The 23455-nt window shown below is 73.5% G+C and carries 23 protein-coding genes, 1 tRNA gene and 2 pseudogenes; 12 read left to right on the forward strand and 14 right to left on the reverse strand.

All coding sequences use genetic code 11. The features are described 5' to 3' along the window. Position 1: 1 nt before the first annotated feature. The 3 genes from IF88_RS0116900 to IF88_RS0116910 all read right to left on the reverse strand — a co-directional run bounded on the left by IF88_RS0116900 (position 2) and on the right by IF88_RS0116910 (position 3538). On the reverse strand, positions 2-2173 hold the full coding sequence (locus tag IF88_RS0116900) for a bifunctional serine/threonine-protein kinase/ABC transporter substrate-binding protein (protein WP_030712148.1): 2172 nt from the start codon (positions 2171-2173) through the stop codon (positions 2-4). Beyond that, entirely contained in the window at positions 2173-3042 is an 870-nt protein-coding gene (locus tag IF88_RS0116905) for a hypothetical protein (protein WP_158754423.1), read from the reverse strand. Before IF88_RS0116905 ends, IF88_RS0116900 begins: the two co-directional genes overlap by 1 nt. A gap of 91 nt (positions 3043-3133) precedes the next feature. Next, complete coding sequence (locus IF88_RS0116910) at positions 3134-3538, reverse strand: GNAT family N-acetyltransferase (RefSeq protein ID WP_030712156.1); 405 nt, start codon at positions 3536-3538, stop codon at positions 3134-3136. 180 nt (positions 3539-3718) lie between these two features. Between IF88_RS0116910 and IF88_RS0116915 the strand changes: the two genes are divergently transcribed. Continuing rightward, positions 3719-4417 (forward strand): family 16 glycosylhydrolase, encoded by a 699-nt coding sequence (locus IF88_RS0116915; RefSeq protein ID WP_051837070.1) that lies wholly within the window; start codon positions 3719-3721, stop codon positions 4415-4417. Here IF88_RS0116915 and IF88_RS0116920 read toward each other — a convergent pair. Then, complete coding sequence (locus IF88_RS0116920; RefSeq protein WP_030712162.1) at positions 4414-5115, reverse strand: ribonuclease H family protein; 702 nt, start codon at positions 5113-5115, stop codon at positions 4414-4416. The two genes, IF88_RS0116915 and IF88_RS0116920, sit on opposite strands and share 4 nt — an antisense overlap. A gap of 42 nt (positions 5116-5157) precedes the next feature. Then, a complete protein-coding gene (locus IF88_RS0116925) occupies positions 5158-5550 on the reverse strand; it encodes a MerR family transcriptional regulator (protein WP_030712165.1) in 393 nt (130 codons plus the stop codon). A 50-nt stretch (positions 5551-5600) separates the two neighbouring features. On the opposite strand from IF88_RS0116925, the gene IF88_RS0116930 reads away from it, so the two are divergent. Next, complete coding sequence (locus IF88_RS0116930; RefSeq protein WP_051837040.1) at positions 5601-6884, forward strand: MFS transporter; 1284 nt, start codon at positions 5601-5603, stop codon at positions 6882-6884. Here the strand turns inward: IF88_RS0116930 and IF88_RS0116935 are convergent. Continuing rightward, on the reverse strand, positions 6877-7158 hold the full coding sequence (locus IF88_RS0116935; RefSeq protein ID WP_158754425.1) for a hypothetical protein: 282 nt from the start codon (positions 7156-7158) through the stop codon (positions 6877-6879). The two genes, IF88_RS0116930 and IF88_RS0116935, sit on opposite strands and share 8 nt — an antisense overlap. Positions 7159-7290: 132 nt before the next feature. Next, entirely contained in the window at positions 7291-7494 is a 204-nt protein-coding gene (locus IF88_RS0116940; protein WP_030384970.1) for a cold-shock protein, read from the reverse strand. A 288-nt stretch (positions 7495-7782) separates the two neighbouring features. Between IF88_RS0116940 and IF88_RS0116945 the strand changes: the two genes are divergently transcribed. The 5 genes from IF88_RS0116945 (at position 7783) to IF88_RS46545 (ending at position 10700) form a co-directional block, all read left to right on the forward strand. Next, positions 7783-7856, forward strand: a tRNA-Met gene (locus tag IF88_RS0116945). A 218-nt stretch (positions 7857-8074) separates the two neighbouring features. Further along, complete coding sequence (locus IF88_RS0116950; RefSeq protein WP_030712172.1) at positions 8075-8572, forward strand: SigE family RNA polymerase sigma factor; 498 nt, start codon at positions 8075-8077, stop codon at positions 8570-8572. After that, positions 8565-8990 carry a hypothetical protein gene (locus tag IF88_RS0116955; RefSeq protein WP_030712175.1) on the forward strand — a complete coding sequence of 142 codons (426 nt, stop codon included), beginning with the start codon at positions 8565-8567 and terminating at the stop codon, positions 8988-8990. Before IF88_RS0116950 ends, IF88_RS0116955 begins: the two co-directional genes overlap by 8 nt. A gap of 99 nt (positions 8991-9089) precedes the next feature. Next, positions 9090-10367 (forward strand): mannosyltransferase family protein, encoded by a 1278-nt coding sequence (locus IF88_RS0116960; protein WP_107050553.1) that lies wholly within the window; start codon positions 9090-9092, stop codon positions 10365-10367. A 78-nt stretch (positions 10368-10445) separates the two neighbouring features. Then, positions 10446-10700 carry a hypothetical protein gene (locus tag IF88_RS46545; RefSeq protein ID WP_030712181.1) on the forward strand — a complete coding sequence of 85 codons (255 nt, stop codon included), beginning with the start codon at positions 10446-10448 and terminating at the stop codon, positions 10698-10700. 13 nt (positions 10701-10713) lie between these two features. Here the strand turns inward: IF88_RS46545 and IF88_RS0116970 are convergent, their stop codons facing one another. From IF88_RS0116970 to IF88_RS0116995, 6 genes and pseudogenes are all read right to left on the reverse strand, one after another. Then, positions 10714-11085 carry an ATP-binding cassette domain-containing protein gene (locus IF88_RS0116970; protein WP_420710978.1) on the reverse strand — a complete coding sequence of 124 codons (372 nt, stop codon included), beginning with the start codon at positions 11083-11085 and terminating at the stop codon, positions 10714-10716. A gap of 20 nt (positions 11086-11105) precedes the next feature. After that, positions 11106-12261, reverse strand: a pseudogene (locus tag IF88_RS43605) (MFS transporter); the annotation flags it as partial. After that, on the reverse strand, positions 12258-13313 hold the full coding sequence (locus tag IF88_RS0116980; protein ID WP_030712193.1) for an enolase C-terminal domain-like protein: 1056 nt from the start codon (positions 13311-13313) through the stop codon (positions 12258-12260). The pseudogene IF88_RS43605 and the gene IF88_RS0116980, both read right to left, overlap by 4 nt. After that, entirely contained in the window at positions 13310-14398 is a 1089-nt protein-coding gene (locus tag IF88_RS0116985) for a PLP-dependent cysteine synthase family protein (protein ID WP_030712198.1), read from the reverse strand. The genes IF88_RS0116980 and IF88_RS0116985 overlap by 4 nt, the downstream gene beginning before the upstream one ends. Beyond that, positions 14395-15240: a Rossmann-like domain-containing protein gene (locus tag IF88_RS0116990; protein WP_030712201.1), complete on the reverse strand. Its 846-nt coding sequence runs from the start codon at positions 15238-15240 to the stop codon at positions 14395-14397. The genes IF88_RS0116985 and IF88_RS0116990 overlap by 4 nt, the downstream gene beginning before the upstream one ends. Then, complete coding sequence (locus IF88_RS0116995) at positions 15237-16517, reverse strand: ATP-grasp domain-containing protein (protein WP_051837042.1); 1281 nt, start codon at positions 16515-16517, stop codon at positions 15237-15239. Before IF88_RS0116995 ends, IF88_RS0116990 begins: the two co-directional genes overlap by 4 nt. A gap of 148 nt (positions 16518-16665) precedes the next feature. On the opposite strand from IF88_RS0116995, the pseudogene IF88_RS40410 reads away from it, so the two are divergent. The 4 genes and pseudogenes from IF88_RS40410 to IF88_RS0117015 all read left to right on the forward strand — a co-directional run bounded on the left by IF88_RS40410 (position 16666) and on the right by IF88_RS0117015 (position 18804). Continuing rightward, positions 16666-17242 (forward strand): annotated as a pseudogene (locus IF88_RS40410) (GNAT family N-acetyltransferase). 88 nt (positions 17243-17330) lie between these two features. Beyond that, entirely contained in the window at positions 17331-17615 is a 285-nt protein-coding gene (locus IF88_RS0117005) for a DUF6400 family protein (RefSeq protein ID WP_030712206.1), read from the forward strand. After that, a complete protein-coding gene (locus tag IF88_RS0117010) occupies positions 17602-17862 on the forward strand; it encodes a hypothetical protein (protein ID WP_030712208.1) in 261 nt (86 codons plus the stop codon). The genes IF88_RS0117005 and IF88_RS0117010 overlap by 14 nt, the downstream gene beginning before the upstream one ends. A gap of 111 nt (positions 17863-17973) precedes the next feature. Further along, positions 17974-18804: a class I SAM-dependent methyltransferase gene (locus IF88_RS0117015; RefSeq protein WP_030712211.1), complete on the forward strand. Its 831-nt coding sequence runs from the start codon at positions 17974-17976 to the stop codon at positions 18802-18804. Between the two features lie 35 nt (positions 18805-18839). Here IF88_RS0117015 and IF88_RS0117020 read toward each other — a convergent pair whose 3' ends face one another. Next, entirely contained in the window at positions 18840-19799 is a 960-nt protein-coding gene (locus IF88_RS0117020) for a LysR family transcriptional regulator (RefSeq protein ID WP_030712213.1), read from the reverse strand. A gap of 179 nt (positions 19800-19978) precedes the next feature. Between IF88_RS0117020 and IF88_RS0117025 the strand changes: the two genes are divergently transcribed. Then, a complete protein-coding gene (locus IF88_RS0117025) occupies positions 19979-23452 on the forward strand; it encodes a M28 family peptidase (RefSeq protein WP_030712215.1) in 3474 nt (1157 codons plus the stop codon). Positions 23453-23455: the final 3 nt, after the last annotated feature.

Below are 23455 nucleotides of genomic sequence, written 5' to 3' on the forward strand. Positions count from 1 at the left end.
GCTATCCCGCCGGGGACGCGGTGGGCGCGGGCTCGGTGGCCGGGCCCACGTAGCGGATGCTGCCGCCCTCCACCTTGTGCTGGAAGTAGATGTTGCCCTTGACCTGCCGCCGGTCGTCGAAGGTGTACTCCTTGGTCAGGCCGCGGAAGGTGCCCTGGGCGAGCGCGGTCAGCAGGTCGGCGCGGTTCGGTCGGCTGCCGCCCGCCGCGGCGGTGACCAGCCTGTCGATGACCAGACGGGTCGCGTCGAAGGCCTCCGCCGTCCAGATGGCGGGGGCCGACCCGTACGCCGCCCGGTGCGCGCGGGCCACCTCCGCGACCTCGGGGGCTTCGGGGCCGGTGTACGGCGTGAAGAACTGCCAGCCCTCGCCGGCCGGCCCCGCGGCGGCGAGGAACTCCGGGCCGGCGATGGTGTAGTCGGCGGCCCGCGGCCCCTTGAAGCCGGCGGCCGCCAGCAGGCCGGCCGCCTTGGCCCCGCCCGCCGGGGTGCCCGTGTAGAAGAGGCCGTCGACGCCGTGTGCGAGCAGGTCGGCGACCACCGGGGCCAGGTCCTGGGTGCCGCGCGGCACGACGCGCACGTAGAAGGTGGCCTCGGGCGCGAAGTAGGCGATGGTGCGGCCCGCCAGCAGGGCCGCCTGCCAGGTGTCGGCGTCGCCGTCGCGGTCGCTGAGGATGCCCATCCGCCGGACGCCCTGCTTTACGGCCAGTTGGAGGTTGACCACGGCGGCCTGGCCCGAGGAGATCGGGCAGCTCTGGAAGAAGCTGCGCCGGTCGGTGACGCTGAAGGTGGTCGCCAGGGCCGACACGGTGACCAGCGGTACGGAGTTCTCTCCGTAGAGTTCGAGGCACGGGATCACGGACGCGTTGCCGGTGGGGCCGATGACCGCGAACAGGTCGCGGTCGGCCATGAGTTCACCGGCCGCGGCGGCCGAGCGGTCGGCCCGCCCGGCGTCGTCCGCGGTGGCGACGGCCAGGGTGAAGGGCTTGTCCTTGCGGGAGTTGAAGGCGTCGACGGCCAGCCGCACCCCGCGTTCCTGGGCCTGACCGGCGGCCTTCTGGGGGCCGGAGAGGTCGGCGTGCACGCCGATCACCCAACGCCGGGGGGCGGGCGCGGCGGCATTCCGGTCCTTGCCGTCATCGCGCAGCGCCAGCCAGGCGGCCAGGCCGCCGCCCGCCGCGATGACGGCGCCGCCCGAGGCGAGGGCGAGGAAACGCCTCCGCGAGGGCGCGGCCGTGCCGGGCGCCGGGGCGGCGTCCGGGTCGGCGACGGTCTCCTCGATGCCGGGCAGGGCGAGCAGCGCGGCGGCGCGCTCGGCGATGGTCGCGACGACCGGGTCGGGCAGCCAGTCGGTGCCCTCCCCCGGCGTGTCCTCGGTCAGCGCCTGGTCCAGCTCGTTCGCGGTGGGGCGGATGTCGGGGTGCTTGGCGAGGCACGTCCGCAGCAGCGCGGTGAGTTCGGGGTCGGCGAGGACCTCCGGGCCGAACTCGGGCTCGTCGTGGACGGTCCGGTAGAGCACCGCGTCCACGGTCCCCGTGCCGAAGGGCAGGCGTCCGGTGGCGGCGTACGCGAGGAGGCAGCCGAGCGAGAAGATGTCGCCGGCCGGTTCGGCGGGGCGGCCCTCGGCCTGCTCGGGCGGGAGGAAGCCGGGGGTGCCGAGGACGGCGTCGGCGGAGGTCAGGGCGGTGTGCTCGCCGCCGCGCGCGATCCCGAAGTCGATCAGCCGGGGCCGGTCCATGCCCAGCAGCACGTTGCCGGGTTTGACGTCGCGGTGGACGAGGCCCTGCGCGTGCATCACCCCGAGGGCCTTGGCCAGGGCCTTGCCGAGGATCCGTACGGCGCGCAGCGGGAGCGGGCCGTGGGCGGTGACGGCCTCGGCCAGGGAGGGGCCGGCGACGAAGGCGGTGGCCAGCCACGGCTCGGGCGCGTCCGGGTCGGCTCCGGTGATCCGGACGGCCCACGGGCTGTCCACCTCCGCGGCGATCGCGGCCTCGCGGCGGAAACGGGCCCGGAAGTCCGCCTCGTCGGCGTACTCGGCGCGGATCACCTTGACCGCGGCGAGCGCACCGTCGTCGGTGCGGCCGAGGTAGACCACGCCCATGCCGCCGGCGCCGAGCCGGCCGAGGAGGCGGTACCCGGCGATCCGAGAGGGGTCCGGCGCGAGGAGCGGATCCATCAGCCCGTCTCCTTTCCGAGCTCCTGTTTGGCCTGCAGCATCATCCGGCTGGTGGCCTGGGCGGCGAGCCCGTTCATGGCCTCGTCGGTGAAGCCCGCGGCGCCCTTGCCGGCGATGGCCACGGTGACCGGGCCGAACTGGGCCTGGGACCAGACATAGCGGTAGGGTCCGCCGTCCTGTGCGCTGACGTACTCGCCGCTCTCGCTGAAGGCGTCCTCGGTCCACCCGTTCGCCTGCTCGCCGAGGTAGAAGGAGCCGCCCCACAGGTTCTTGAGCTCCTCGCCCTCCCGCAGCTTCTGCCCCGGGCAGCGCAGCACCTCTTCCATGGCGCGGGCGGTCTCCCAGCCGGATTCCTGGCGGTTGTGGTGGACGGTGACCGTGGCGTTGAGCCGTAGGCGGCCGCGGCCGTTCCCGGCCGGGATGTGGAAGTAACGGGTGCTCGTGGCGAGTACGTCGCCCGGCAGGCCGGCGGTCTGCCAGACGCAGTCCTCGTCGAGGACGGGCCAGCGGCGGGGATCGCTCTCGAACGGGGTGCTGCGCACGACCTCGGGGCCGAAGGCCGCCTCGGTGATGACGATCCGGCCGAGCAGGGCGCGGGCCTCGGCGACCGTCTTCGGCTGCTTGGACTCGTCCAGCGGGGGCACGAGGGGGTTGGCCGTGCTGCCGGGCGGGGCGGTCGGCGCGCTCGCGCCGGAGCCGCCCGGGGCCGGGCCGCCCGTGGCGGGCGACGCGGCCGGGGTGCGGACCGCGGCGTCAGTGGTCGCCGCACCGCCCTTCGCCGTGCCGTCGGCCGTACACCCGACGAGTAGGAACAAGCCCGCTGCCGCGCACCCGTAGGCGCGCGGCGCGGAGCGCCGTCTGCGTGTCACTGGTCCCCCCACGGCAGGGATCGTACCCCGCCGTGAGGGCGCGCAACTGGCCTATGGCGAAGCTATGTTGGGGGCGTTCCTCGCGGTCGGCTCAGCGGGAGCCGAGGGTCCAGGCGGATTCGTGGCGGGTGAAACCGATGTGCGGGTAGTAGTCGACCGCCGCCGGGGCGGAGAGCAGGACCACCTTCGCCTCGGGCGCCGCCTCCTGCGTGGCCCGGATGAGGTCGCGGCCCACGCCCTTGCCCTGGTGGGCGACGTCGACGGCCAGGTCGCTGAGGTACGTCGAGTACGCGCCGTCGGTGATGGAGCGGGCGATGCCGATGAGGGCGCCGTCGTCCGCGCGGGCGACGACGACGAGGTTGGCGCCGGCCAGCATTCGGGCGAACCGCTGCACATCGGCGACGGGGCGGCGCTCGGCGAGGGTGGAGGCACGGTAGAGGCCGATGACTTCCTCTACGTCCAGCTCGGCGCCGACGACACGTTCACAGGTCCACATACCGCCGCCACTCCCGTATGTAATAGGCACTATTCAGTATCGATTATTACATGACGGGGATGGTGGAACACAAACCGGTGGACCGGTATGTGAGGCACCTGAGCCGGGCAGCATGCAGGAGCGTCCGTCCACGGAAGGAGCCCTGTGCTCACTCATGTTCTCGCCTGGTTCCGACGACTCCTGCAACCTTTCACCGGCATCACCGCCCGTGGTGCCGGCCCGGCGAGCGGCGGGGTCCCGCTCTTCACCGCGGACTTCGGGTCGGCCGCCCAGTGGGTCGCCGGCCGCTCCTGGGCCTATCCGGACGGCGGCCCCACCAACCACGGTGACAACAAGCTCGACCACCTCGTGGAGGACCCGTCCTACAGTCGCACCGGTACCTTCCGGGCCGTCCGCCGCCCGGACGGCGACTGGAACGCGGGCCTGCTGACCACCGAGGGCAGCGACGAGGGGTTCATGGTGCGGACCGGCGACGTGCTGGAGTCCCGCGTGCGGCTGCCCGTCGAGGCGGGGGCCTGGCCGGCGATCTGGACCTGGCGGGACGGCGGCAACGAGGTCGACGTCTTCGAGTACCACCCGGACAACCCCGACCTACTGGAGCTCTCCAACCACGTCAAGGGCGGCTCGCGCTACCACCGGGACGCCTCGGTCTCCCCCGGCGGCTGGGTGGACCTGAAGGTCGAGTTCGGTGCGCGCTCGGTCGTGTGGTGGGTCAACGGCACGCGGGTGTACGCCGACCGGCGCGGGGTGGGACGCAACTGGAGGGCGTACCTCATCGTCAACCTCTCCGTCTGCGCCGGGCGCTACCACCCGGCGCCCGACGCGGACGTGTCAGAGATGTCGTACGAGGTCGCCCACCTGCGCGTGCACCGCCCCTAGGCTGTGGCCGGGGCGGAGGCGGCGCAGCTCTCGTGGCCCCAGCGGCTCCCGTTCTTGGCGATCATGTCACCGACGGCGTAGGGCTTCCCGCAGGGGCAGCTGCCGGGGAACTTCGCCTTGATGGGCCGGGACGCACGGCCGGGCGCGGCGCCCTCGGCCGTGCGCTTCCGTGCCGTGCCCGTCTTCTGGCGCGCGGGCGCGGCCGGGGCCGGTACCGGCAGGTCCGCGTGTCCGAGGGCGGTGCCGGCGGCCTCCTGCGTGCGGGCGGCGTCGCTGGCGGCCTGGTCGGCGATCGCGTTCAGCAGGTCGCCGTCCTCGCGGTGCGCCGGGACGTAGACGAAGGTCACGTCACGATCGGCGAGCAGCAGGTCGATCTGCTCGACGAGCCCGCGGTTGGCGACCGGCTGGCCGGAGGAGGTCTTCCACCCGTTGCGCTTCCAGCCCGGGAGCCACTGCGTCACGGCCTTCATCGCGTACTGGGAGTCCATCCGCACCTCGACGGCCGTCCCGGGGGCGAGCGCCTCGAGCAGCCGCTGGAGGGCGGTCAGCTCGCCGATGTTGTTGGTGGCCCGGCCGAGCGGCCCGGCCTCCCAACGCTCGGGGCGTCCCTGGGAGTCGGCGATGACCCAGCCCCAGCCGGCCGGCCCGGGATTACCTTTCGCCGCTCCGTCACAGGCGGCAATGATGGGTTCAGACATCCCCCGATCATGCCTCATCCGCCGAGGTGGCGAGCGGTCGGCTCAGGAGCCGGGCCCGGACTCCGCGAGGAGCCGGCACGTGTCGAAGTTCATGCAGCCGCAGGCCAGGCAGTCGGCGACCGCGTCGCGCAGGAGCCGGGTCTGCCGGATGAACCGGTCCAGTTCGGGGAGTTTGCTCTCGGCGAGCGCGCGCCACTGCCGGGTCGCGCCGCGGTCGGTGTCGGTGTCCAGCAGAGCGCGGATCTCGGCCAGGGTGAACCCGGCCCGCTGGGCCATCTTGATCAGCGCGATCCGCCGTACGGTACCGGCCGGATAGACGCGTCGGCCCGCGACCCGTTCGGCGGACGGCAGCAGGCCGACGCTCTCGTAGTAGCGCAGACCCGAAGGTCTCATCCCGACCTGCCGGGCGAGCTCCCCGATACCGAGCTTTCGCACCTGTCATTCCCCCTTGACCTCAAGTGCGCTTGAACCAGGAGTCTGACCGGGTGACTGCTCCACGGACAACTCGCCTGCTGCCGCAGGCCTACCGGCCGCTCTTCGGCCATGCCGGGTTCCGGCGGCTCCTGCCCGCTCTGGCGGCTTCCGACCTCGGTGACGGGATGAGCGTGGTGGCCGTGGCCTGGCTTGCCATCGAGATCGCGCCTCCGGGCCGGTCCGGGATGCTCCTGGGCGCCGCGCTCGCCGCGTACGCCCTCCCCGGGGCGGCCGGGGCGCTGCTGTTCGGGCGGTGGCTGCGCCGCCTCCCCGCCGCTCGGCTGCTGGCGGCCGACAGCCGGATCCGTGCGCTGCTCCTCGGCTGCGTGCCGCTGGCCTGGGCCTTGGACGTGCTGCACCCCGTGTTGTACGTGGCCCTGCTCGCGGGCTCGTCCGTCCTGCACGCCTGGGGCAACGCGGGGAAGTACTCGCTGCTCGCCGGGCTGCTGCCGGCGGAGCAGCGGCTGGCCGCCAACGCGCTGCTGAGTTCCAGCACCTCGGCCTCGATCGTCATCGGCCCCGCCCTCGCCGGCTTCCTGGCGGCGGCGGTCAGCCCGGCCTGGCTCATCGGGCTCGACGCGCTGTCCTTCGCCGTGCTCGCCGTCCAGGTCGGGCGGGTGCGCGGCCCGTCCGGGGAGGCCGGGCGGACCGACGGGCCGCCCGACGAGGCGGCCGCGCCCGTCGACTCCGGCCGGTCGGCCGCCGGCCTGCACTTGTTGCGCAAGCAGCCCGAACTCCTCGGTGTCCTCGCCCTCACCTGGTTCTTCAACTTCCTGTACGGGCCGGCGGAGGTCGCGCTGCCCCTGCACGTCACCGATGACCTGCACGCGGGGGCCGGTCTCCTCGGGCTGTACTGGGCGCTGTTCGGGGCGGGCGCCGTGCTGGGCGGCCTGGCCGCGGGGGCCCTGCGCAGGTTCCCGCTCTGGCCGGTCACCCTGACCATCGTCGCCGGCTGGGGGCTCGCCCTGGTGCCCTTCGGACTCGGCGCGCCCGCGGCCGTCACGCTCGCCTGCTTCACGCTCGGCGGGTTGATCTACGGGCCGTTCACGGCGCTGTCCTACACCCTGTTCCAGGACCGCACGCCGGCCGCCTGGCTGACCACGGTCCTCGCGGCCCGCAGCGCCGCCCTCCTCACCGCCGGGCCGGTGGGTACCGCGCTCGGCGGCCCCCTCATCGCGCTCATGGGGCCCCGGGGGGTGCTGGCGGCGTCGGGGATCGCGACCGTCGTACTCGCCCTCGTCGCCGCCGTGATGCGGGCCCGGACCGGTCAGCGGGCAGCGTCCCGGCTCATCTGATCCGCTCCGGCCGCCTCAGGACCCGCTCGGCGCGGTGACGGCGGATCTGATCGCGTCGGCCGGCAGCCGGGCCGCGGTGTCCGCCGCGCTCATCGGACACGCCCGGCGGCTCGGTCGCGTAGGTGCGCAGGGCCTCGGCCGGGGTGAGACCGGTGATCGGGCGCACGGTCTCGCCGGCCGCCACCCGGAGGCCGCTCTCCTGGCCGGACTCCACCAGCTCTTCGAGCATGCCGCCGACCCGCGCCCGGACGACCGCGCTCACCCGGCGATTCACCCCTGCATCATGCAGCAGGGCCGTGCGGCGGTCGCCGCACGGCCCTGGTGTCGCATGTCGGACGTTTCGGCGCGTCGGTGGTCACCTTGGTGACGGCCTTCGCGGCGAAACGGTTCTCCGGCGGTCCGAAGACTAGGCGGGGGTGATGTTCTCCGCCTGCGGGCCCTTCTGGCCCTGCGTGATGTCGAACGTCACGGCCTGGCCCTCTTGGAGCTCACGGTAGCCGGACGCGTTGATCGCCGAGTAGTGGGCGAAGACGTCCGGGCCGCCACCGTCCTGGGCGATGAAGCCGAAGCCCTTTTCAGAGTTGAACCACTTCACGGTTCCCGTAGCCATGTTCATGCCTTCCCGTTGACGTACGTCTTCCACACGGCGTGGAAGACGGAGGTGATCGCCCTGGTCCTACGGCACAACACAGCAAAACTGCCCACACCGAAAGGCACGGGCAAGGCACTTGGAACCACGACAGCTACCCGTGAAGGTACACGTCGGCACGCACTGTCACCAGGGGGAATGATCTCGCCTTAACGGCGGGATTCGGCCGGTGCGCGGACCGTTCGGGCCCGGCCGTCCCGAAATGTGGTGAGTGGCGCCCCCAAAATGCCGTAGGGTGAGGCCTACCGACGCGGGGTGGAGCAGCTCGGTAGCTCGCTGGGCTCATAACCCAGAGGTCGCAGGTTCAAATCCTGTCCCCGCTACTGCTCACGAGGCCCGGATCCTTAACGGATCCGGGCCTCGTGTCATTTCCCCGCCCGGTCCCCGGCCGCGGCGCGGACCAGGGGCAGCCGCCGCCGGGAAACCGGGCCGATGGCCATGTGACGGCACTCACACGACGATCCGTCATGCGGTGTCGACCGGATACGGGGCGGCGGGCGTATGCCCCCTGAGAGGTGCACATGGATTCGGGAGCGATTTTTTGACCGTCGAGGAGTTCGAGGAGTTCTACGCGCAAGCGGCGGGACGGCTCACAGGACAGCTGTACGTGATGCTCGGCGACCATCACGAGGCACAGGACGTGGTGCAGGAGGCCTTCGTCAGGGGCTGGGGACGCCGGCGCCAGCTGGACCGGGACGGCAGGCCGGAGGCCTGGATCCGTACGGTCGCCTGGCGGCTCGCGGTCAGCCGCTGGCGGGGACGCCGGCGGACCGCCGACGCTTGGCGACGCACGGCTCCCGCGACCCATATGGAGGGGCCGGGTCCGGAAGCGGTCGCCCTCGTGGAGGCGTTGCGGCAGCTGCCCCCGAAGCAGCGCCGGACGATGGCGCTGCACTACCTGTGCGACCTGACCGTCGAGCAGATCGCCGCCGAGACCTCCCTGTCCACGAGCACGGTCAAGACCCATCTCTCCCGGGGCCGGGCCGCGCTCTCCCGCCATCTGCAGGACCCCCGCGTTGAGGAGGCTCCCGATGCCTGAGTCCCACGACCCGTTGCGCTCCCTGTTCCGGGAAGCCGCCGGCGAGGGAGAGTCCCGCTCCGCGCTCCCGCCCGTCGCCGTCATCGAGCTGCGCGGGGAACGGGTACGGCGGCGCCGGATCGCCGGCCTCGCCGTCGCCACCTGCCTCGTCCTCTCCGGATCCGGCGCGGCCCTGGCCGCGTTCCTGCCGGGCAGCCCGGCCCCGGCCCTCCCGGCGAGCACTCCCTCTCCCCTCGCCCCGTCCTCCGGGCCGACCCCCACACCGTCCACCTCGCCGTCCCCCACCCCGACGACCCTTCCGTCCTCCACCGCGACCTCCAGTCCGACCCCGCCCCGCCATACGACGGCGCCGCCCGGCTCTCCCACCGGGACGACGTACCCGGGCGCGTCCGCCACTTCCTCGCGGCTGCCCGGGTAACCCCAGCCCGCGCCACTCCCCCCATCACCGCCCGCGGACCCCGGCCTCGAACCCCCGGCCGGTGGTTCCGCATGCCCTCACAGGGTCAGGAGATCCCGTATGTCCGTTTCCGCCCCGCACCGGCCGGCCGCGGTCGCCGACTCGCGCACCACCGGGCCGCGCACCACCGGGCCGCGCGTCCCCGACGAGGGCCGCACCGGCGGCACCGACCGCACCGGCCACGCCCGGCGCGCCCGCCGGACGCTGCCCCGGCTCGGCCCGGACGACCGCGAGGTGCTGTGGCTCTACCTGCTGACCCGCGTCGGCGTCTGGGCCGTCGCGGGAGCCGTCGGCTGGCTGTTCCCCGCCGAGGGCGACGCCCGCCGGCCCGCCTCGCCGCTCGCGCCCTGGCAGCAGTGGGACTGGGCGCACTTCATGCACATAGCCAGGGACGGCTACTTCCCCGGCCACGCCGGACCCTGGACGGCCGGCTGGGACAACCGGGAGGCCTTCTTCCCCGGCTTCCCCCTCACCCTGCGCGCCGTCCACACGGTCGTCCCCGACTGGGCCGCGGCCGGAGCGCTGATCTCGTTCCTCGCGGGCGGCGTCGCCGTCCTGGCGCTCGCCCGCATCGCCCGCCTCCGGCTGCCCGACCAGGACGCGGGCCGGCGTACGGTCCTCTTCCTCCTGCTGTCGCCGTGCGCCGTGTTCCTCGCCGCCGGTTACACCGAGGCGCTCTTCCTCGCCCTGGCCCTGCCCGCCTGGCTGGCGGCGCAGCGGCAGCACTGGCCGGCGGCCGCGGTCCTGGCCTGCCTGGCCTGTTCGGTGCGCGTCACGGGGCTGTTCCTCGTGGCCGCGCTCGTCCTCCACTTCGTCCTGACCGCGCGCGGCCGCGCCGCCCGGAGCTCGGCGCCCTGGCTGTTCCTGCCCGCCCTCGCGCCCGCGCTGTACTCCTGGTACCTCCAGACGCGGACCGGGGACTGGATGGCCTGGAAGCACGCCCAGGAACGCGGCTGGTACCGGGACTTCCACACGCCGTGGGAAGCCTGGGGCAACACCTGGGAGGTCGCCTTCCACCACACCCAGCCCACCGGGTACGCGCTGATGTGGCAGGCCGAGTTGCTGGCCATGCTGGTCGGTGTCGTCCTGATCGCCGTGCTGGTACGGGGCCGCCGCTGGCCCGAGGCGCTCTACATGGCCCTCACCCTGGGGGCCCTGGGCACCTCCTACTGGTACACCTCGATCCCCCGTTCCACCCTGCTGTGGTGGCCGCTGTGGACCGCCCTGGCCGCCTGGAGCCTGCGCCGCCCGCGGGTGCAGTCCGCCTACCTGTACGTCGTCGGCCCGCTCGGCGCCACGGTCGCCCTCACCTTCCTCACCGGCCGCTGGGCAGGCTGAGGACCCGTCAGCCCCCCGGTCCCCGTGCCCTGCGGCGAACGGCCCCCCGCCCGGTCCGCGGGCGCGCATACTCGGTGCATGGCCGACACCACCACAGTCGAGGTCGACACCGATGTGCACGACCGGCTCGCCGCGCTCGCCGCGGACCGCGGACTGAGCCTGCGGGCGTACCTCGCCGAACTCACCGCCGCCCAGGAGAACGCGGCCGCGCTCGCCCGCGCCGCGCTCGCCTTCGAGCAGGCGCTCGAACGGCCCGGATTCCGTGAGGGCTTCGCCCGCGACTTCGGCGGCCCCGTGGCCCGCCGCCCGTCCGACACGCGCCACCGGCCGTAGCCGCCCCGGGCCGTCAGCCACGGGGACCAGGTCCGGCGGCGCCTTCCGGCCCGCCCGTTCGAGCGAGGCGTCCCGCCTCCAGCACGGCGGTACGGTCGGCCAGCGCGGCCGCGGCCGCGAGGTCGTGGGTGATGAACACCAGGGCGAGGTCCTGGTGTTCGCGCAGCCCGGCGAGCAGGCCGAGCACGGCCGTGCGGGTGACGGGGTCGAGGCCGGAGGTGATCTCGTCGCAGACGAGCACCCGCGGGCGTGCGAGCAGGGCCCTGGCCAGCGCGGCGCGCTGGAGCTCCCCGCCGGAGAGCTCCCCCGGGCGGCGGCCGGCCGGGCCCGCGCCCAGGCCGAGGGCCTCCATCGTGCGTGCGGCCTCCGCGCGGGCGGCCCGCACGTCGGCCCCGCGCAGCCGGAGGCGAAGGGCAGCCAGGCGGCGCCGGAGTGGCCTGCGGTGTCCATCGCCCAGCCGACCCCCGCGCTGCCGATCGCGGCCGCCGTCAAGGCCGCGGCGTAGAAGAGGCCGTAGTAGGTGCCGGTGAGCCCCTCCCGGCCGCAGGCCGGTATCAGCTCCATCACGAACGGCTGGGCGATCATCACGCCGACGTGCAGGAGCAGGGCGCCGGCCAGGACGGCGAGCAGGTCCGCCGGATGCGGGGCCGGGGCGCCGGCGATGAGCAGGGGCGGGACGAAGCCCAGTCCCATGACGGCCAGGCCCGTGGCGATCCAGCGGCCGCGGCTGCCCGCGCACTGGAGCCGGCGGGTGATGCACAGTTGGAGGAAGAGGTGGGCGAGGGTGCCGGCGAGGAACAGCAGACCGATCGAGCCGTCCCGGCCGGAGGCCCGCACGGCGGCGTGGGGCAGCAGCAGGTAGAGCTGGTTCTGCAGCCCGTACATGCCGGTCATGGCGACCGAGAAGGCGAGGAACCCGCGGCTGCGCGCCGCCTCCCGCCAGTCGCCGAGCAGTCCGGTGTCCGGGGCGGGGATCCGCCGGGCGGGCAGTACCAGCACCTGCACGACGGTGAGCACGGCGAAGAGCGCCGCCGCGGTGACGGCGGCCGCCCGGAAGTCCACGAGGAGCAGCAGGGTCCCCAGCAGCGGGCCGAGCAGCGCCCCGGCGGTGGCGAAGACGTTGAACAGCGCGAAGGCCTCGGCCTTGCGCTCGCCCGCCTCCTGGGCGACGTAGGTCCGTACGGCGGCGTTGAACAGGGCCCCCGCGAGCCCGCTGAGTATCGCGGCGGTGAGCAGCAGCGGCAGCGCGTCGCCGAGGGCGAACAGGGCGAAGCCGAGCGTCCGCAGGGCGCAGCCGGTGATGATCACCCCGCGGGCGCCGAGCCGGTCGGCCGCCGAGCCGCCGAGCCGCCGAGCCGCCGAGCAGGAACAGGCCCTGCTGGCTGAGGTTGCGCAGGCCCAGGACCACGCCGACGACGGCCGCGGAGAGGCCGAGGTCGTCGGAGAGGTGGGTGGCGAGGTACGGGATCAGCAGGTAGAAGCCGGTGTTGACGCCGAGCTGGTTGACCAGGAGCAGGCGCACGGCGGACGGGAAGCCGCGGACGGCGGCGAGGGTCCTCATCGGCCGCTCTCCGCGCCGGAACGTCTGACGCCGAGTCCGGCCCGGTCCGTAGCGCGTACGGTGCCGTCGGTTCCGCCGATGCCGGTCCACGGGTCCTCGGCGAGCAGCAGGTGCCCGTCGAGGTCGATCCAGCGGGCCCGGTCGGCGAGGTGCACCGCGGGCGCGATGCCGAGGGAGCTGGCGGTGAGGCAGCCGAGCATCAGCTCGGTGCCGGTGCCGCGCAGGGCCTCGTGGATGCGCAGGGCGGCCCGGACCCCGCCGCACTTGGCGAGTTTGACGTTGACCCCGTGGACCCGTCCGGCCAGCGCGAGGACGTCCTCGTAGGAGACGGCGTCCTCGTCGGCGATGACCGGGACCGGGGATTCCCGGGCCACGCGGGCGAGCACGTCGGGGCGGCCGGGCGCGATCGGCTGTTCCACGGCGGTGACACCGAGTGCGGCGAAGCGCGGGAGCAGGTGGAGGGCCTGGCATTCGGTCCACGCCCCGTTGGGGTCGAGCAGCAGGCTCGCGCCGGGGGCGCCGGTGCGTACGGCGGCCACGCGGGCGAGGTCCTCGGCCGGGTCGGGGGATCCGGCTTTGACCTTGAGGGCGGTGAAGCCGCTGGTGGCGAGGCGGGCCGCCTGTGCGGCGGCCGCCGCGGGCGCGGTGATGCCGATCGTACGGGTGGTCGCGGCGGCGGGGGCCGCGGGCGTGCCGAGCAGGCGGTGGGCGGGCTCCCCGGCCCGCTTGCCGAGGAGGTCCAGTACGGCGGCCTCGACCGCGGCCAGGACCCCGGGCGGCAGACCCTGCCAGGCCGGATGCCCGGCACCGGTCTCCGCCCAGGCGGTCTCCGGGTCGGGGAAGCGTTCGGTGGCGGCGCGCACCGACTCCAGGTGCCGGTGGATCCGGGCGGTGGGCAGGCCGAGGTAGTCGCTGCTGACGGCCTCGCCCCAGCCGCGCAGTCCGCCGTGTTCGACGGATGTCCACACGGCGTCGCGGCGGGTCGTCACCGAGCGGGAGATGCGCAGGTGCTCCGCGAGGCGGAGGTCGGCGGTGTGCCGGGTGAGCTTCACGCCGCGCCTCCGCGGGTGGGCGCGAGCACGGTCGCGCAGCGGGCCCAGCCGGCCGCCTCGGCCGCGCGGGGGTGCGGGATCTGCAGGGGGCGGACGGCGAGGGTGCAGGTGTCCAGGCCGTGGGCGTGGCAGAAGTCGTCGTCGTAGACGGTGCCGAGGTAGCGGTGCGGTCCGTCCGGGAACACGGTCGCGACGACCCCGCCCGGCTGTGTACGCGCCGCCCAGGCGGCGACGAGGGCGACGGCTCCGGTGCTCCAGCCGCCGCTGACGAAGGCGGAGCGGGCGAGCCGGCGGCAGGCGTCGACCGCCTCGGCGGGTCCCACCCAGTGCACCTCGTCGAAGGCCTCGTAGGCCACGTTGGCCGGGTGGATGCTGCTGCCGAGCCCGCGCATCAGCCGGGACCGGGCGGGCTGTCCGAAGATCGCCGAGCCGACGGAGTCGACGCCGATGACCTTCAGCCGGGGCCAGCGGCGGCGCAGCGGGCCGGCCAGGCCGGCGCTGTGACCGCCGGTGCCGACGCTGCACACCAGGACGTCGAGGTGGTCGAGCTGGGTGGTCAGCTCGGCGGCGAGGGTGAGGTAGCCGGCGGCGCTGTCGGGGTTGTTGTACTGGTCGGGCCAGTAGGCCCCGGGCATCCGGCGCAGCACCTCGCGCAGCCGGGCGATCCGGGCGGCCTGCCAGCCGCCTTCCGGGACCGGGCGGTCGACGAGTTCGAGCTGGGCTCCGTAGGTGCGCAGCAACTGACGCATGGACGGTTCGAGTTCGGTGTCGCCGACGAGGACGACGGGGTGGCCGAGGGCCTGGCCCGCGAAGGCGAGTCCGATGCCGAGGGTGCCGGAGGTGGATTCCACGACGGGGGCGCCGGGCAGCAGTTCGCCGCGGGCGCGGGCGCCGGTCAGCATGGAGACGGCGGCGCGGGCCTTCATCCCGCCGGCGCCGAGGCATTCGAGCTTCGCCCAGAAGCCGGGGTGGCGGTGCGGCAGGTCGGTGCGGATCCGGGCGAGCGGGGTGCCGCCGAGCAGGGGCAGGAGATCGGGGTTGGCGGTGTCGGCCGGCGGGCGGGTCAGGATCGGTGCGACGGTCACCGGGCGCCCCCGTAGCGGTGGACTACGCCGGGGCCGCCGTCGAGCCAGAAGAAGGGGTAGGGCTCGGCCGAGACGGCGCTCACCCCGGCGCCCAGGAAGTGGGGCAGGACGGCGCTGCCGGTCTGGGCGAACATGACGAGGGGTTTGCCGGTGGCGGCGGCGTGGTCGAGCAGCGGCTGGAAGGTGCCGTTGCCGAGGGTCATGCCAGAGGCCAGGACGGCGTCGCAGTGCTCCAGCTCGGCTAGGGCGTCGGTCAGGACCGGCTCGCCCCATTCGGTGGCGCCTCCCTTGAGGTCGCAGGGCGCGTACGCGGTGCCGCGCTCGCGCAGCCGCTCCAGCAGGGAGTTGACGACGCCGACGACCAGGACCCGCTCCGGTCCGCCCGCGGGGAGCAGGTCGACGACGGCGCGGGCACGGGCGCGGGAGCGGTGCAGTGTGCTGCCGGCCGGGATCGGGTACGGGCGGGCGCCGTTGTCGGGGGTGTGCGGGCGTACGTGCATCAGGTAGGCGTCGAGGGCGGCGATCCGTACGGCGGTCAGCGGGTGGTCGAGCAGGTCGGCGACGGTGGCGCCGGCGCAGTCCTCGATCGCGGCCGGGGGCAGGGCTCCGGGTTCCACGGCGCAGGAGCCGACGGCCTCGGCCAGCCGGAGGCTGAGCACCTCGTTGCGGTAGCCGCCGGAGCGGCCTTCGTGGCGTACGGCCTGGGTGGTGGTGAAGGCGAGCGCGACGCGCTGCCCTGCGGGGTCGGGCCCGTGGGCCCCGGCGCGCACGTGCGCGAGGAGCTCGTCGACGGTCCGCACGGCGGGCGCCCGAAGGGCGGGGGTGGAGACGGTGGCGGTCATGCGGTCACCGCCCCGGGCAGCTCGGCACAGGCGTAGGTGGGGCGCAGGCGGGTCAGCAGGTGCTCGGCGGCCGCCCGGGCTCCGCCGCCTTCGGTGTCGGCGGTCATGACGTGGCCGAGGTACTCGTTGTTGCTGGTGGCGGGCAGTACGGCGCGGCCCGGTCCGGCCAGGGTGAGCTCCAGTACGCCGGGCCGGGCGCGTACCTGTTCGGCGCCGTCGATGCCGGTGAGGGTGCCGGCGCCGTCGGGCAGCAGGAAGGCGATGGCGGCGCTGCGCACCCCGGTGGGGCGGACGGCGAGGTCGGGTTCGCGGCCGAGCGCGACGTCCACGCAGGCGGCCGCCAGGTCGACGCCCGTGACGTGGCGGACGAGTTCGGTGATGCGGTTGCCGGCCGGGCGGGGGTTGACCTCGATCAGGCGGGGACCGGCGGGGGTCAGTTTGAGTTCCGTGTGGCAGACGACGTGGTCCAGGCCGAGTGCCCCCACCGCCCGAACGGCGCTCTCGGCGGCCTCCTTCGCCAGGTCCGGGGCGAGACCGGCCGGGAACATGTGGCCGGTCTCGACGAAGGCGGGCGCGCCGCCGATGCTCTTGTCGGTGATGCCGACGACGTGGGTGGCGCCGTCGTGGGTGACGGTCTCGACGCTGACCTCGGGGCCGGTGAGGAGTTCTTCGAGGAGGAGTGCGGGGGCGCGCCGCTGGCCGCGGACGTTGAGGGGGAATTCGGCGAGTGCCCGGCAGGCACGCTCCAGTTCGTGCTCGTCGTCCACCCGGCGGACCAGCGTTCCGGCGCACAGGTCGACGGGCTTGACGACCAGCGGGTAGCCGATGTCGCGGGCGGCCTCGAGGGCCCCGGCGGTGTCCGCGCGGACGGCGAAGCGCGGTCCTGCGACCCCGGCCGCCGCCAGGACCTGGCGGGTGCGGTCCTTGCGGCAGGCGTTCCCGACCGCTTCGGGGGTGGGACCGGGCAGGCCGAGGTGTTCGGCGGTCCGCGCGACGGCGGGCAGGTAGTAGTCGCAGGAGGACACCACCGCGTCGAAGGCGAGGACCTCGTGCAGCCGTTCGACGAGCGGGAGCAGGGTGTCCGTGTCGTTGGTGTCGGCCGTGACGATGTTGCGCGCGCCGAGCAGGGGGTGCGGCCCGTCGGCCGGCGCGGCGCGCAGGTAGTGGTGCAGGTCCCGGGTGAGGAAGCTGAACGTGTGTCCGCCTTCACCGATCGCCCTGGGCAGGAGCCTGCTCATCGATCCGACCCAGCTTTCGACAACCAGCAGATGTCCCACAGGAGTTCCTCTCAGACGGGCATGACAGCACTGGGACGCGCGGGTGGCACGGTGCACCCGGCAGGAGGCACCCGAACCGAACCCGGCAGACGTTATCGGAAATCGTTTTCATTTCCAATACGCCGGTTTTCCGGTACGGTGTGCAGGCATGGAAGAACTGAGACAGCATCAGGAAGTACGCGTGGGGGCGTACGAGGTACGGCACGCCGGACCGCAGGACGTCCGGGGGGCGCGCAGCGTCATGCTCGACACCTTCTACCGGGAGTTCACGTACGGGTACGTGCCCGAGTGGCACTCCGACGTCGTCGACATCCGCGGCACCTACCTCGACCACCCGCGCCACACCCTCGTCGTGGCCGTACGGGACGGCGAGGTGGTGGGCACGTGCGCGGTGCACTCCCGCGGGCCCCGCCCACCCGCCGCATCCGCGCCGGCTCGTCGAGCGCTACCCCTCGGGCAGCACCGCCCAGCTCCTGCGGGTCTACGTACGCCCCGCCCACCGCCGGCGCGGGCTGGCCCGGGCCATGGTGCGGGAGGCGTGCGCGTTCGTGGCCGGCGCGCCGGGCTACGAGCGCGTCTACCTGCACACGAACGTCGACATCCCGGGCGCGGAGCGGTTCTGGCGCAGCCTGGCCACCGAGGTCTGGGACGCCCGCACGACGGGCGAGCACGGCGGATTCGGGACGGTCCACTTCGAGATCCCGGCGCCCTGGGCGCTGCCGTGACTCCGCGCTCCGCCGCGACTGCGGGCCGTGCTGTGACTCCGCCCACCCTCCCTTGACCGATCAAGGAAGGGTTACCTAAGTTCGACTCATGAGCCCGCAGCATCCCACTCCCCCCACCGGCCCGGACCACGCGTCGGCCGAGCCCGAGCTCGTCGGCTTCACCGTCGACCTCACCTCCCAGGAGGTCCTCCGGCGGGCCCAGGTGATGGAAGCCCTCGGCCCCGACTGGGATCCGATCGAGGTGCTGCGCGGCGAGGAGGCGGCGTACGACCTGCTGTACTCGGGACTCGACGCGGAGCAGCAGCGCGTGTACGACGACCTGGTCGCGGCGGGCGTGCTCCCCGATCGAGGACACGGCCGTGCTGCCGCTTGACCCACAGGCCGACATCGGCCGCCGGGCCTGGGTGGCCTGCCCGAACTGCGACGACACCCGTGGGTGCGAACCGTGCGGGAAGCGCGGCGCCTGCTCCGCGCACTGGCGCTACCTGCTCTCCAACACGGGCAGCCTGCTCCACCTCCAGTGCCCGGGCTGCGCCCACGTCTGGGTGCACGAGAGCGGCTTCGGCGCCACCCGCTCCACCCTGTGGAGCCGTCTCACCGGTGGCCTGTCCCACCCCTGACTCGCGCCTCGGCCCACCCCTGACCCGCCCCGCGGCGGTCGACGGGCCGGGCCCGCGGCAGGTGCCTATCCTCGAAGAAGGGGCTGCTCCGAGCCGTGGAGGACGGCTGTCATGACCGAGGCGAGCGAAGCGGCCCAGGCGGACCGCACCCTGAAGGCCCGGCACCGCGCGATGTGGGCGCAGGGCGACTACCCGTCCGTGGTCTCCCACGTCATTCCCGACCTCGGTGCCCGGCTCGTGCGGGAGTGCGGCGTCCGGCAGGGTGACCGGGTGCTCGACGTCGCGGCGGGCTCCGGCAACGCGGCCATACCGGCGGCCCTGGCCGGGGCCGACGTGGTGGCCTCCGACCTCACCCCCGAGCTGCTGGAGATCGGGCGGCACCTGGCCGCCGTACGCGGCGCCCGGCTGGAGTGGCGGGAGGCGGACGCCGAGGCGCTGCCGTTCGCGGACGGGGAGTTCGACATCGTGATGTCGTGCGTCGGCGTGATGTTCGCCCCGCACCACCGGCCCGCCGCCGAGGAGATGCTGCGCGTCTGCCGCTCCGGCGGCACGATCGGGCTGGTCAACTGGACCCCAGAGGGCTTCGTGGGCCGGATGTTCGCCGCCATGAAGCCGTTCGCTCCCCCGTCGCCGCCCGGCGTCCAGCCGCCGCCCCTGTGGGGGGACGAGGAACACGTCCACGAGCTGCTGGGCGACGCGGTGACCGACGTCGACGCCCGCCGCGAGACGGTCCGCGTGGACCGCTTCGGGGAGCCCTCGGGCTTCCGGGAGTTCTTCAAGGCCTGCTACGGGCCGACGATCGCCGTCTACCGCGCCGTCGCGGGCGATGCGGACCGGGTCGCGGCGCTGGACGCCGCGCTCGACGCCCTCGCCGCCGAGCACACCGTGGACGGGGTCATGGAGTGGGAGTACCTCCTGCTGACCGCCCACCGCCGGGGCTGACCGGCCCCTGGCCGGCTCCCGGGGTCACGCCCCGGTCAGTCGACGGCCGGGTGCACTTCCGGGTGGGCGTCCCACCACTCCTTGTGGAAGGGATTGTTGTCCACATTGGCCAGATAGGCGCGGGCCGCGGCCCGGTAGAGCAGTTCCGCCTGCCCGGCCGAGAGCGCCGAGCGGTTCCAGGCCAGCCGGATGCGGCCCGTGATGGGGGTGCCGACGAGCGGGCGCATCACCGTACCCTCCCCCGGCGGCGCCGTCGGCTGGCACAGCGAGACCGCGCGGCCCGCGGCGATCAGGTCGTGCTGCATCTTCCGGTCGGTGATCCGGTAGCGCAGTGACGGACTGAATCCGGCCTTCGCGCAGGCGGCCACGAGGGCCTCGGGGCCGCCGTCGTCGTCCTCGACCAGGGTCAGCCACGGCTCGTCGGCGAGGTCCGCCAGGTCGATGCGGTCGAGGCCCGCCAGGGGGTGCTTCGCCGACAGCCGGATGCAGAAGGGCTCCTTCGGGATCAGCGTCCTGGCCAGGGTGCCCTCCGGCAGCGGGACCTCGTGGTCGTTGACCTCCCCGTAGACGATGGCGTCGTAGCGCCCTGCGCCGAGCATCCGGGCCAGCGCGGTCACCGAATCCTCCAGGTCCACGGCGATCTCCCGGCCGGACATGGACAGGTCGGTCTGGGCCAGCAGGCCGTCGAGCAGCACGAGCAGGATGCAGCCCAGGCGCAGCGGGCCGCCGGAGGACAGGGCTCGCGCGTCCGCTCCCAGGGCGTCCATCTCGCTGAGCACGCGCCGCGCCCTGGCCAGGACGAACTGGCCGAGCGCGGTGGGTTCCACCCCGCCCCGGCCGCGCACGAACAGCTCGCCGCCCGTGACCTGTTCGATGCGCCGCAGCTGCGCGGAGAGTGCCGGCTGGGAAACACCGAGCCGCCGCGCCGCGCCCCCCAGGCTGCCCGCCTCCGCTATCCGGCAGACGGCTTGCAGATGCCTCAACTCCAGCTGCATCCGGGCAGCGTACGCAGCCGGCCGTCCCGGCACCATAACGCGGGCCTTATGCCGGCCGGGATGTCCCATTCCCGTCATGTCCACGCTCATACTCGGCCGCGAACGAACACTCATCCCCGACCCCCCCACGATCGGAGTGGACGTTGCAGCCCAGAAGATGGACGGCGGCCGTGGCAGCGATGGCGCTGACCGCAGGACTCGCCGGCACGCTGGCCGGAACGGCATCGGCGGCGCAGCAGGCGCAGCCCGCACCCTCCCCGAAGGACACACCGGCCGCCCGCGCGGTCGCGGCGGCCGACCAGGCCGTCGACAGTGGTCTCGACTCCCTGGTCAACTCCTCTCAGGAACAGTACGAACGACGCCTCGTCACCCCCTGGGTGAAGGACCTCTACTCCGTCTCGTACGAGCGCAGCTACCGCGGCCTGCCGGTCGTCGGCGGCGACGCGGTCGTGCTCGCGGACGGCGCCGGCAAGGTGCGCGCCCTCCAGTCCGCCTCCTCCGTGCGGATCGACGTGGCGACCCGCGCGTCGGTCTCCGCGAAGGACGCCGAGTCCACCTCGCGGTCGAGGCTGGCCTCGGTCGACAAGGTCGAGAGCAGCCGGCTCGTCGTCCGGCTCAAGGACGACAAGCCGGTGCTGGCCTGGGAGACCGTGTTGAGCGGCCGTACCAAGACCGCGCCCAGCCGCTTGCACGTGTTCGTGGACGCGCGGACCGGCGCCTTCGTCGACAGCTACGACGACGTGGTGGCCGGCTCAGGCAACAGCAAGTGGAACGGGCCGGGACCGGTCTCCATCGACACCACCAACTCGGGTTCCACATACACGCTGCGGGACCCGAACCGGCCCGGCCTCAGCTGCGCGGACTACGCCAACGGCTCGGTCTTCACCAAGTCCTCCGACTCCTGGGGCACCGGCAACCCCACGAGCAAGGAGACCGGTTGCGTCGACCTGATGTTCGCGGCGCAGAAGCAGTGGGACATGCTCTCCCAGTGGCTCGGCCGCAACGGCATCAGCGGCAACGGCCGCAGCTTCCCGGGCAAGGTCGGGCTGAACGACCTCAACGCCTACTGGGACGGCAGCTCGGTCACCATCGGGCACAACAGCGCCAACGAGTGGATCGCCGGCGTGGACGTGGTGGCCCACGAGTACGGGCACGCCATCGACTCCAACACCCCCGGCGGCACCAGCGGCCAGGAGTCCGGCCTCGGCGAGGGCACCGGCGACATCTTCGGCGCGCTGACCGAGGCGTACATCAACCAGCCGGCCCCCTACGACACCCCCGACTACACCGTCGGCGAGGTCATCAACCTCCAGGGCCGCGGCCCGATCCGCAACATGTACAACCCGCCGGCCGTCAACAACGACCCGGCCTGCTACAGCTCCGCGATACCCGGCACCGAGGTGCACGCAGCGGCCGGACCGCTGAACCACTGGTTCTACCTGCTGGCCGAGGGAAGCAGCCCGGGCGGCGGCAAGCCGAACAGCCCGACCTGCAACCAGTCCACGGTCACAGGAGTGGGCGTCCAGAACGCCGGCAAGATCTTCTACGGCGGCATGCTGCTCAAGACCAGCAGCATGTCCTACAAGAAGTACCGCACGGCGACGCTGAACTCCGCCAAGTCCCTCGACACCACCTGCGATCTCTTCAACAAGACCAAGAGCGCCTGGGACGCGATCAGCGTGCCCGCCCAGTCCGCGGACCCGGCCTGCACCCCGAGCGGCCAGAACAACGACTTCTCGATGGCGCTGAACCCCTCGTCGGGCACCGTCCAGCAGGGCGGTACGGTCACCACGACCGTCGGCACCACCGTCACCACCGGCACCGCCCAGTCGGTGACGCTGACCGCGAGCGGCCTGCCGGCCGGGGTGAGCGCCTCCTTCAACCCCGCCACCGTGCAGTCCGGCCAGTCCTCCGTACTGACCCTGACCGCCACCGCCAACGCGGCGCCCGGCGCGTCCACCGTCGTCGTCAAGGGACAGGGCGCCGCCCTCTCCCACACCGTCGACTACTCGCTGAACGTCGGCGGGACCCAGCCCGGCAACGACCCGCCGGACATCAGCGTCGCCAACGTACAGGCGCACCTGGCCCAGTTCGGCACCATCGCGTCCCAGAACGGCGGCCACCGCCGGGCCGGCAGCGCCGGCTACACCCAGTCCCTGGCCTACGTGAAGGGCAAGCTGCAGGCCGCCGGCTACACCGTCACCGAGCAGAACTGCACCTCCTGCACCTACCCGTCGAACAACCTGATCGCCGACTGGCCGGGCGGCCCCGCCGACCAGACCGTCATGTTCGGCGCCCACCTCGACAGCGTCTCGGCCGGCCCCGGCATCAACGACAACGGCTCGGGCTCCGCGACCCTGCTGGAGAACGCCCTCGTCCTCGCCCAGAAGAACCCCACGATGACCAAGCACGTACGCTTCGCCTGGTGGACCGACGAGGAGCAGGGCCTCAACGGCTCCGAGTTCTACGTCAACCAGCTGAGCAGCGCCCAGCGCGCGACCATCAAGGGCTACTACAACTTCGACATGGTCGGCTCCACCAACGGCGGCTACTTCATCAACAACGTCAACTCCGCCACCGCGGCCCCGCTCAAGGCGTACTGGACCTCGCTGAACCTGGCACCCGAGGAGAACGTCGAGGGCCAGGGCCGCAGCGACGACTACTCCTTCCAGCAGGGCGGCATCCCCACCTCCGGCTACGCGGCCGGGGCCAGCGCCCGCAAGACCTCGGCGCAGGCCGCGAAGTGGGGCGGCACGGCCAACGCCGCCTACGACTCCTGCTACCACAGCTCCTGCGACACCACGAACAACATCAGCGCCACGGTGCTGGACCGCAGCGCCGACGGCGTCGCCTACGCCGTGTGGAAGCAGGCCGTCGGCGGTGAGACGCCCGCGCAGGACTTCTCCGTCGGTGTCAGCCCGTCCGCGGGCAGCGCGGCCCCCGGCGGTTCCACCACCGCCACGGTGAACACCGCCACCGTGAGCGGCGCCCCCCAGACCGTCGCCCTGTCCGTCAACGGCGCACCGGCCGGCGTGAGCGCCACGCTGAGCCCCGCGTCCGTTCAGTCCGGCAGCTCCTCCACCCTGTCCGTCCAGGTCGGCGCGAGCACCGTGCCCGGCACCTACACCCTGACGGTCACCGGCTCCGGCACCGTCAGCCACACCACCACCTACACGCTGACCGTCACCGGCGGCGGCAGCTGCACGCCGCGCCAGCTCGTGGTCAACGGCGGCTTCGAGAACGGCGCGAGCCCCTGGAGCGCGACCGCGGGCGTCATCACCAACCAGTCCGGGCAGGCCCCGCACGGCGGCAGCTACAAGGCGTGGCTGAACGGGTACGGGTCCACCCACACCGACAGCGCCGCGCAGTCGGTGGCCGTCCCGTCGGGCTGCTCCTCGTACCGGCTCTCGTTCTTCCTCCACATCGACACGGACGAGGACGAGAACGTCGCCTACGACCGGTTCACCGTCTCGGTCGCCGGCCAGACGCTGGCGTCCTTCTCCAACGTGGACGCGAACTCCGGCTACGCCGAGAAGTCCTACGACCTCTCCGCCTTCGCAGGCCAGACCGTCACCCTGAAGTTCAACGGCGTGGAGGACCAGTCCCTCCAGACCTCCTTCGTCGTGGACGATGTCGCCCTCCAGGTGAGCTGACGC

Origin of the sequence: Streptomyces sp. NRRL F-2580 (assembly GCF_000720115.1) — a bacterium.
Classification (GTDB): domain Bacteria; phylum Actinomycetota; class Actinomycetes; order Streptomycetales; family Streptomycetaceae; genus Streptomyces.

What these genes read in the sequence shown, in the direction of transcription:
- IF88_RS0117025 (WP_030712215.1), top strand. Translation starts at nt 19,979, where the DNA reads ATGGCGCTGACCGCAGGACTCGCCGGCACGCTGGCCGGAACGGCATCG.
- IF88_RS0116910 (WP_030712156.1), bottom strand. Translation starts at nt 3,538, where the DNA reads ATGTGGACCTGTGAACGTGTCGTCGGCGCCGAGCTGGACGTAGAGGAA.
- IF88_RS0116900 (WP_030712148.1), bottom strand. Translation starts at nt 2,173, where the DNA reads ATGGATCCGCTCCTCGCGCCGGACCCCTCTCGGATCGCCGGGTACCGC.
- IF88_RS0117005 (WP_030712206.1), top strand. Translation starts at nt 17,331, where the DNA reads ATGAGCCCGCAGCATCCCACTCCCCCCACCGGCCCGGACCACGCGTCG.
- IF88_RS0117015 (WP_030712211.1), top strand. Translation starts at nt 17,974, where the DNA reads ATGACCGAGGCGAGCGAAGCGGCCCAGGCGGACCGCACCCTGAAGGCC.
- IF88_RS0116940 (WP_030384970.1), bottom strand. Translation starts at nt 7,494, where the DNA reads ATGGCTACGGGAACCGTGAAGTGGTTCAACTCTGAAAAGGGCTTCGGC.
- IF88_RS0116960 (WP_107050553.1), top strand. Translation starts at nt 9,090, where the DNA reads ATGTCCGTTTCCGCCCCGCACCGGCCGGCCGCGGTCGCCGACTCGCGC.
- IF88_RS46545 (WP_030712181.1), top strand. Translation starts at nt 10,446, where the DNA reads ATGGCCGACACCACCACAGTCGAGGTCGACACCGATGTGCACGACCGG.
- IF88_RS0116920 (WP_030712162.1), bottom strand. Translation starts at nt 5,115, where the DNA reads ATGTCTGAACCCATCATTGCCGCCTGTGACGGAGCGGCGAAAGGTAAT.
- IF88_RS0117020 (WP_030712213.1), bottom strand. Translation starts at nt 19,799, where the DNA reads ATGCAGCTGGAGTTGAGGCATCTGCAAGCCGTCTGCCGGATAGCGGAG.
- IF88_RS0116955 (WP_030712175.1), top strand. Translation starts at nt 8,565, where the DNA reads ATGCCTGAGTCCCACGACCCGTTGCGCTCCCTGTTCCGGGAAGCCGCC.
- IF88_RS0116990 (WP_030712201.1), bottom strand. Translation starts at nt 15,240, where the DNA reads ATGACCGCCACCGTCTCCACCCCCGCCCTTCGGGCGCCCGCCGTGCGG.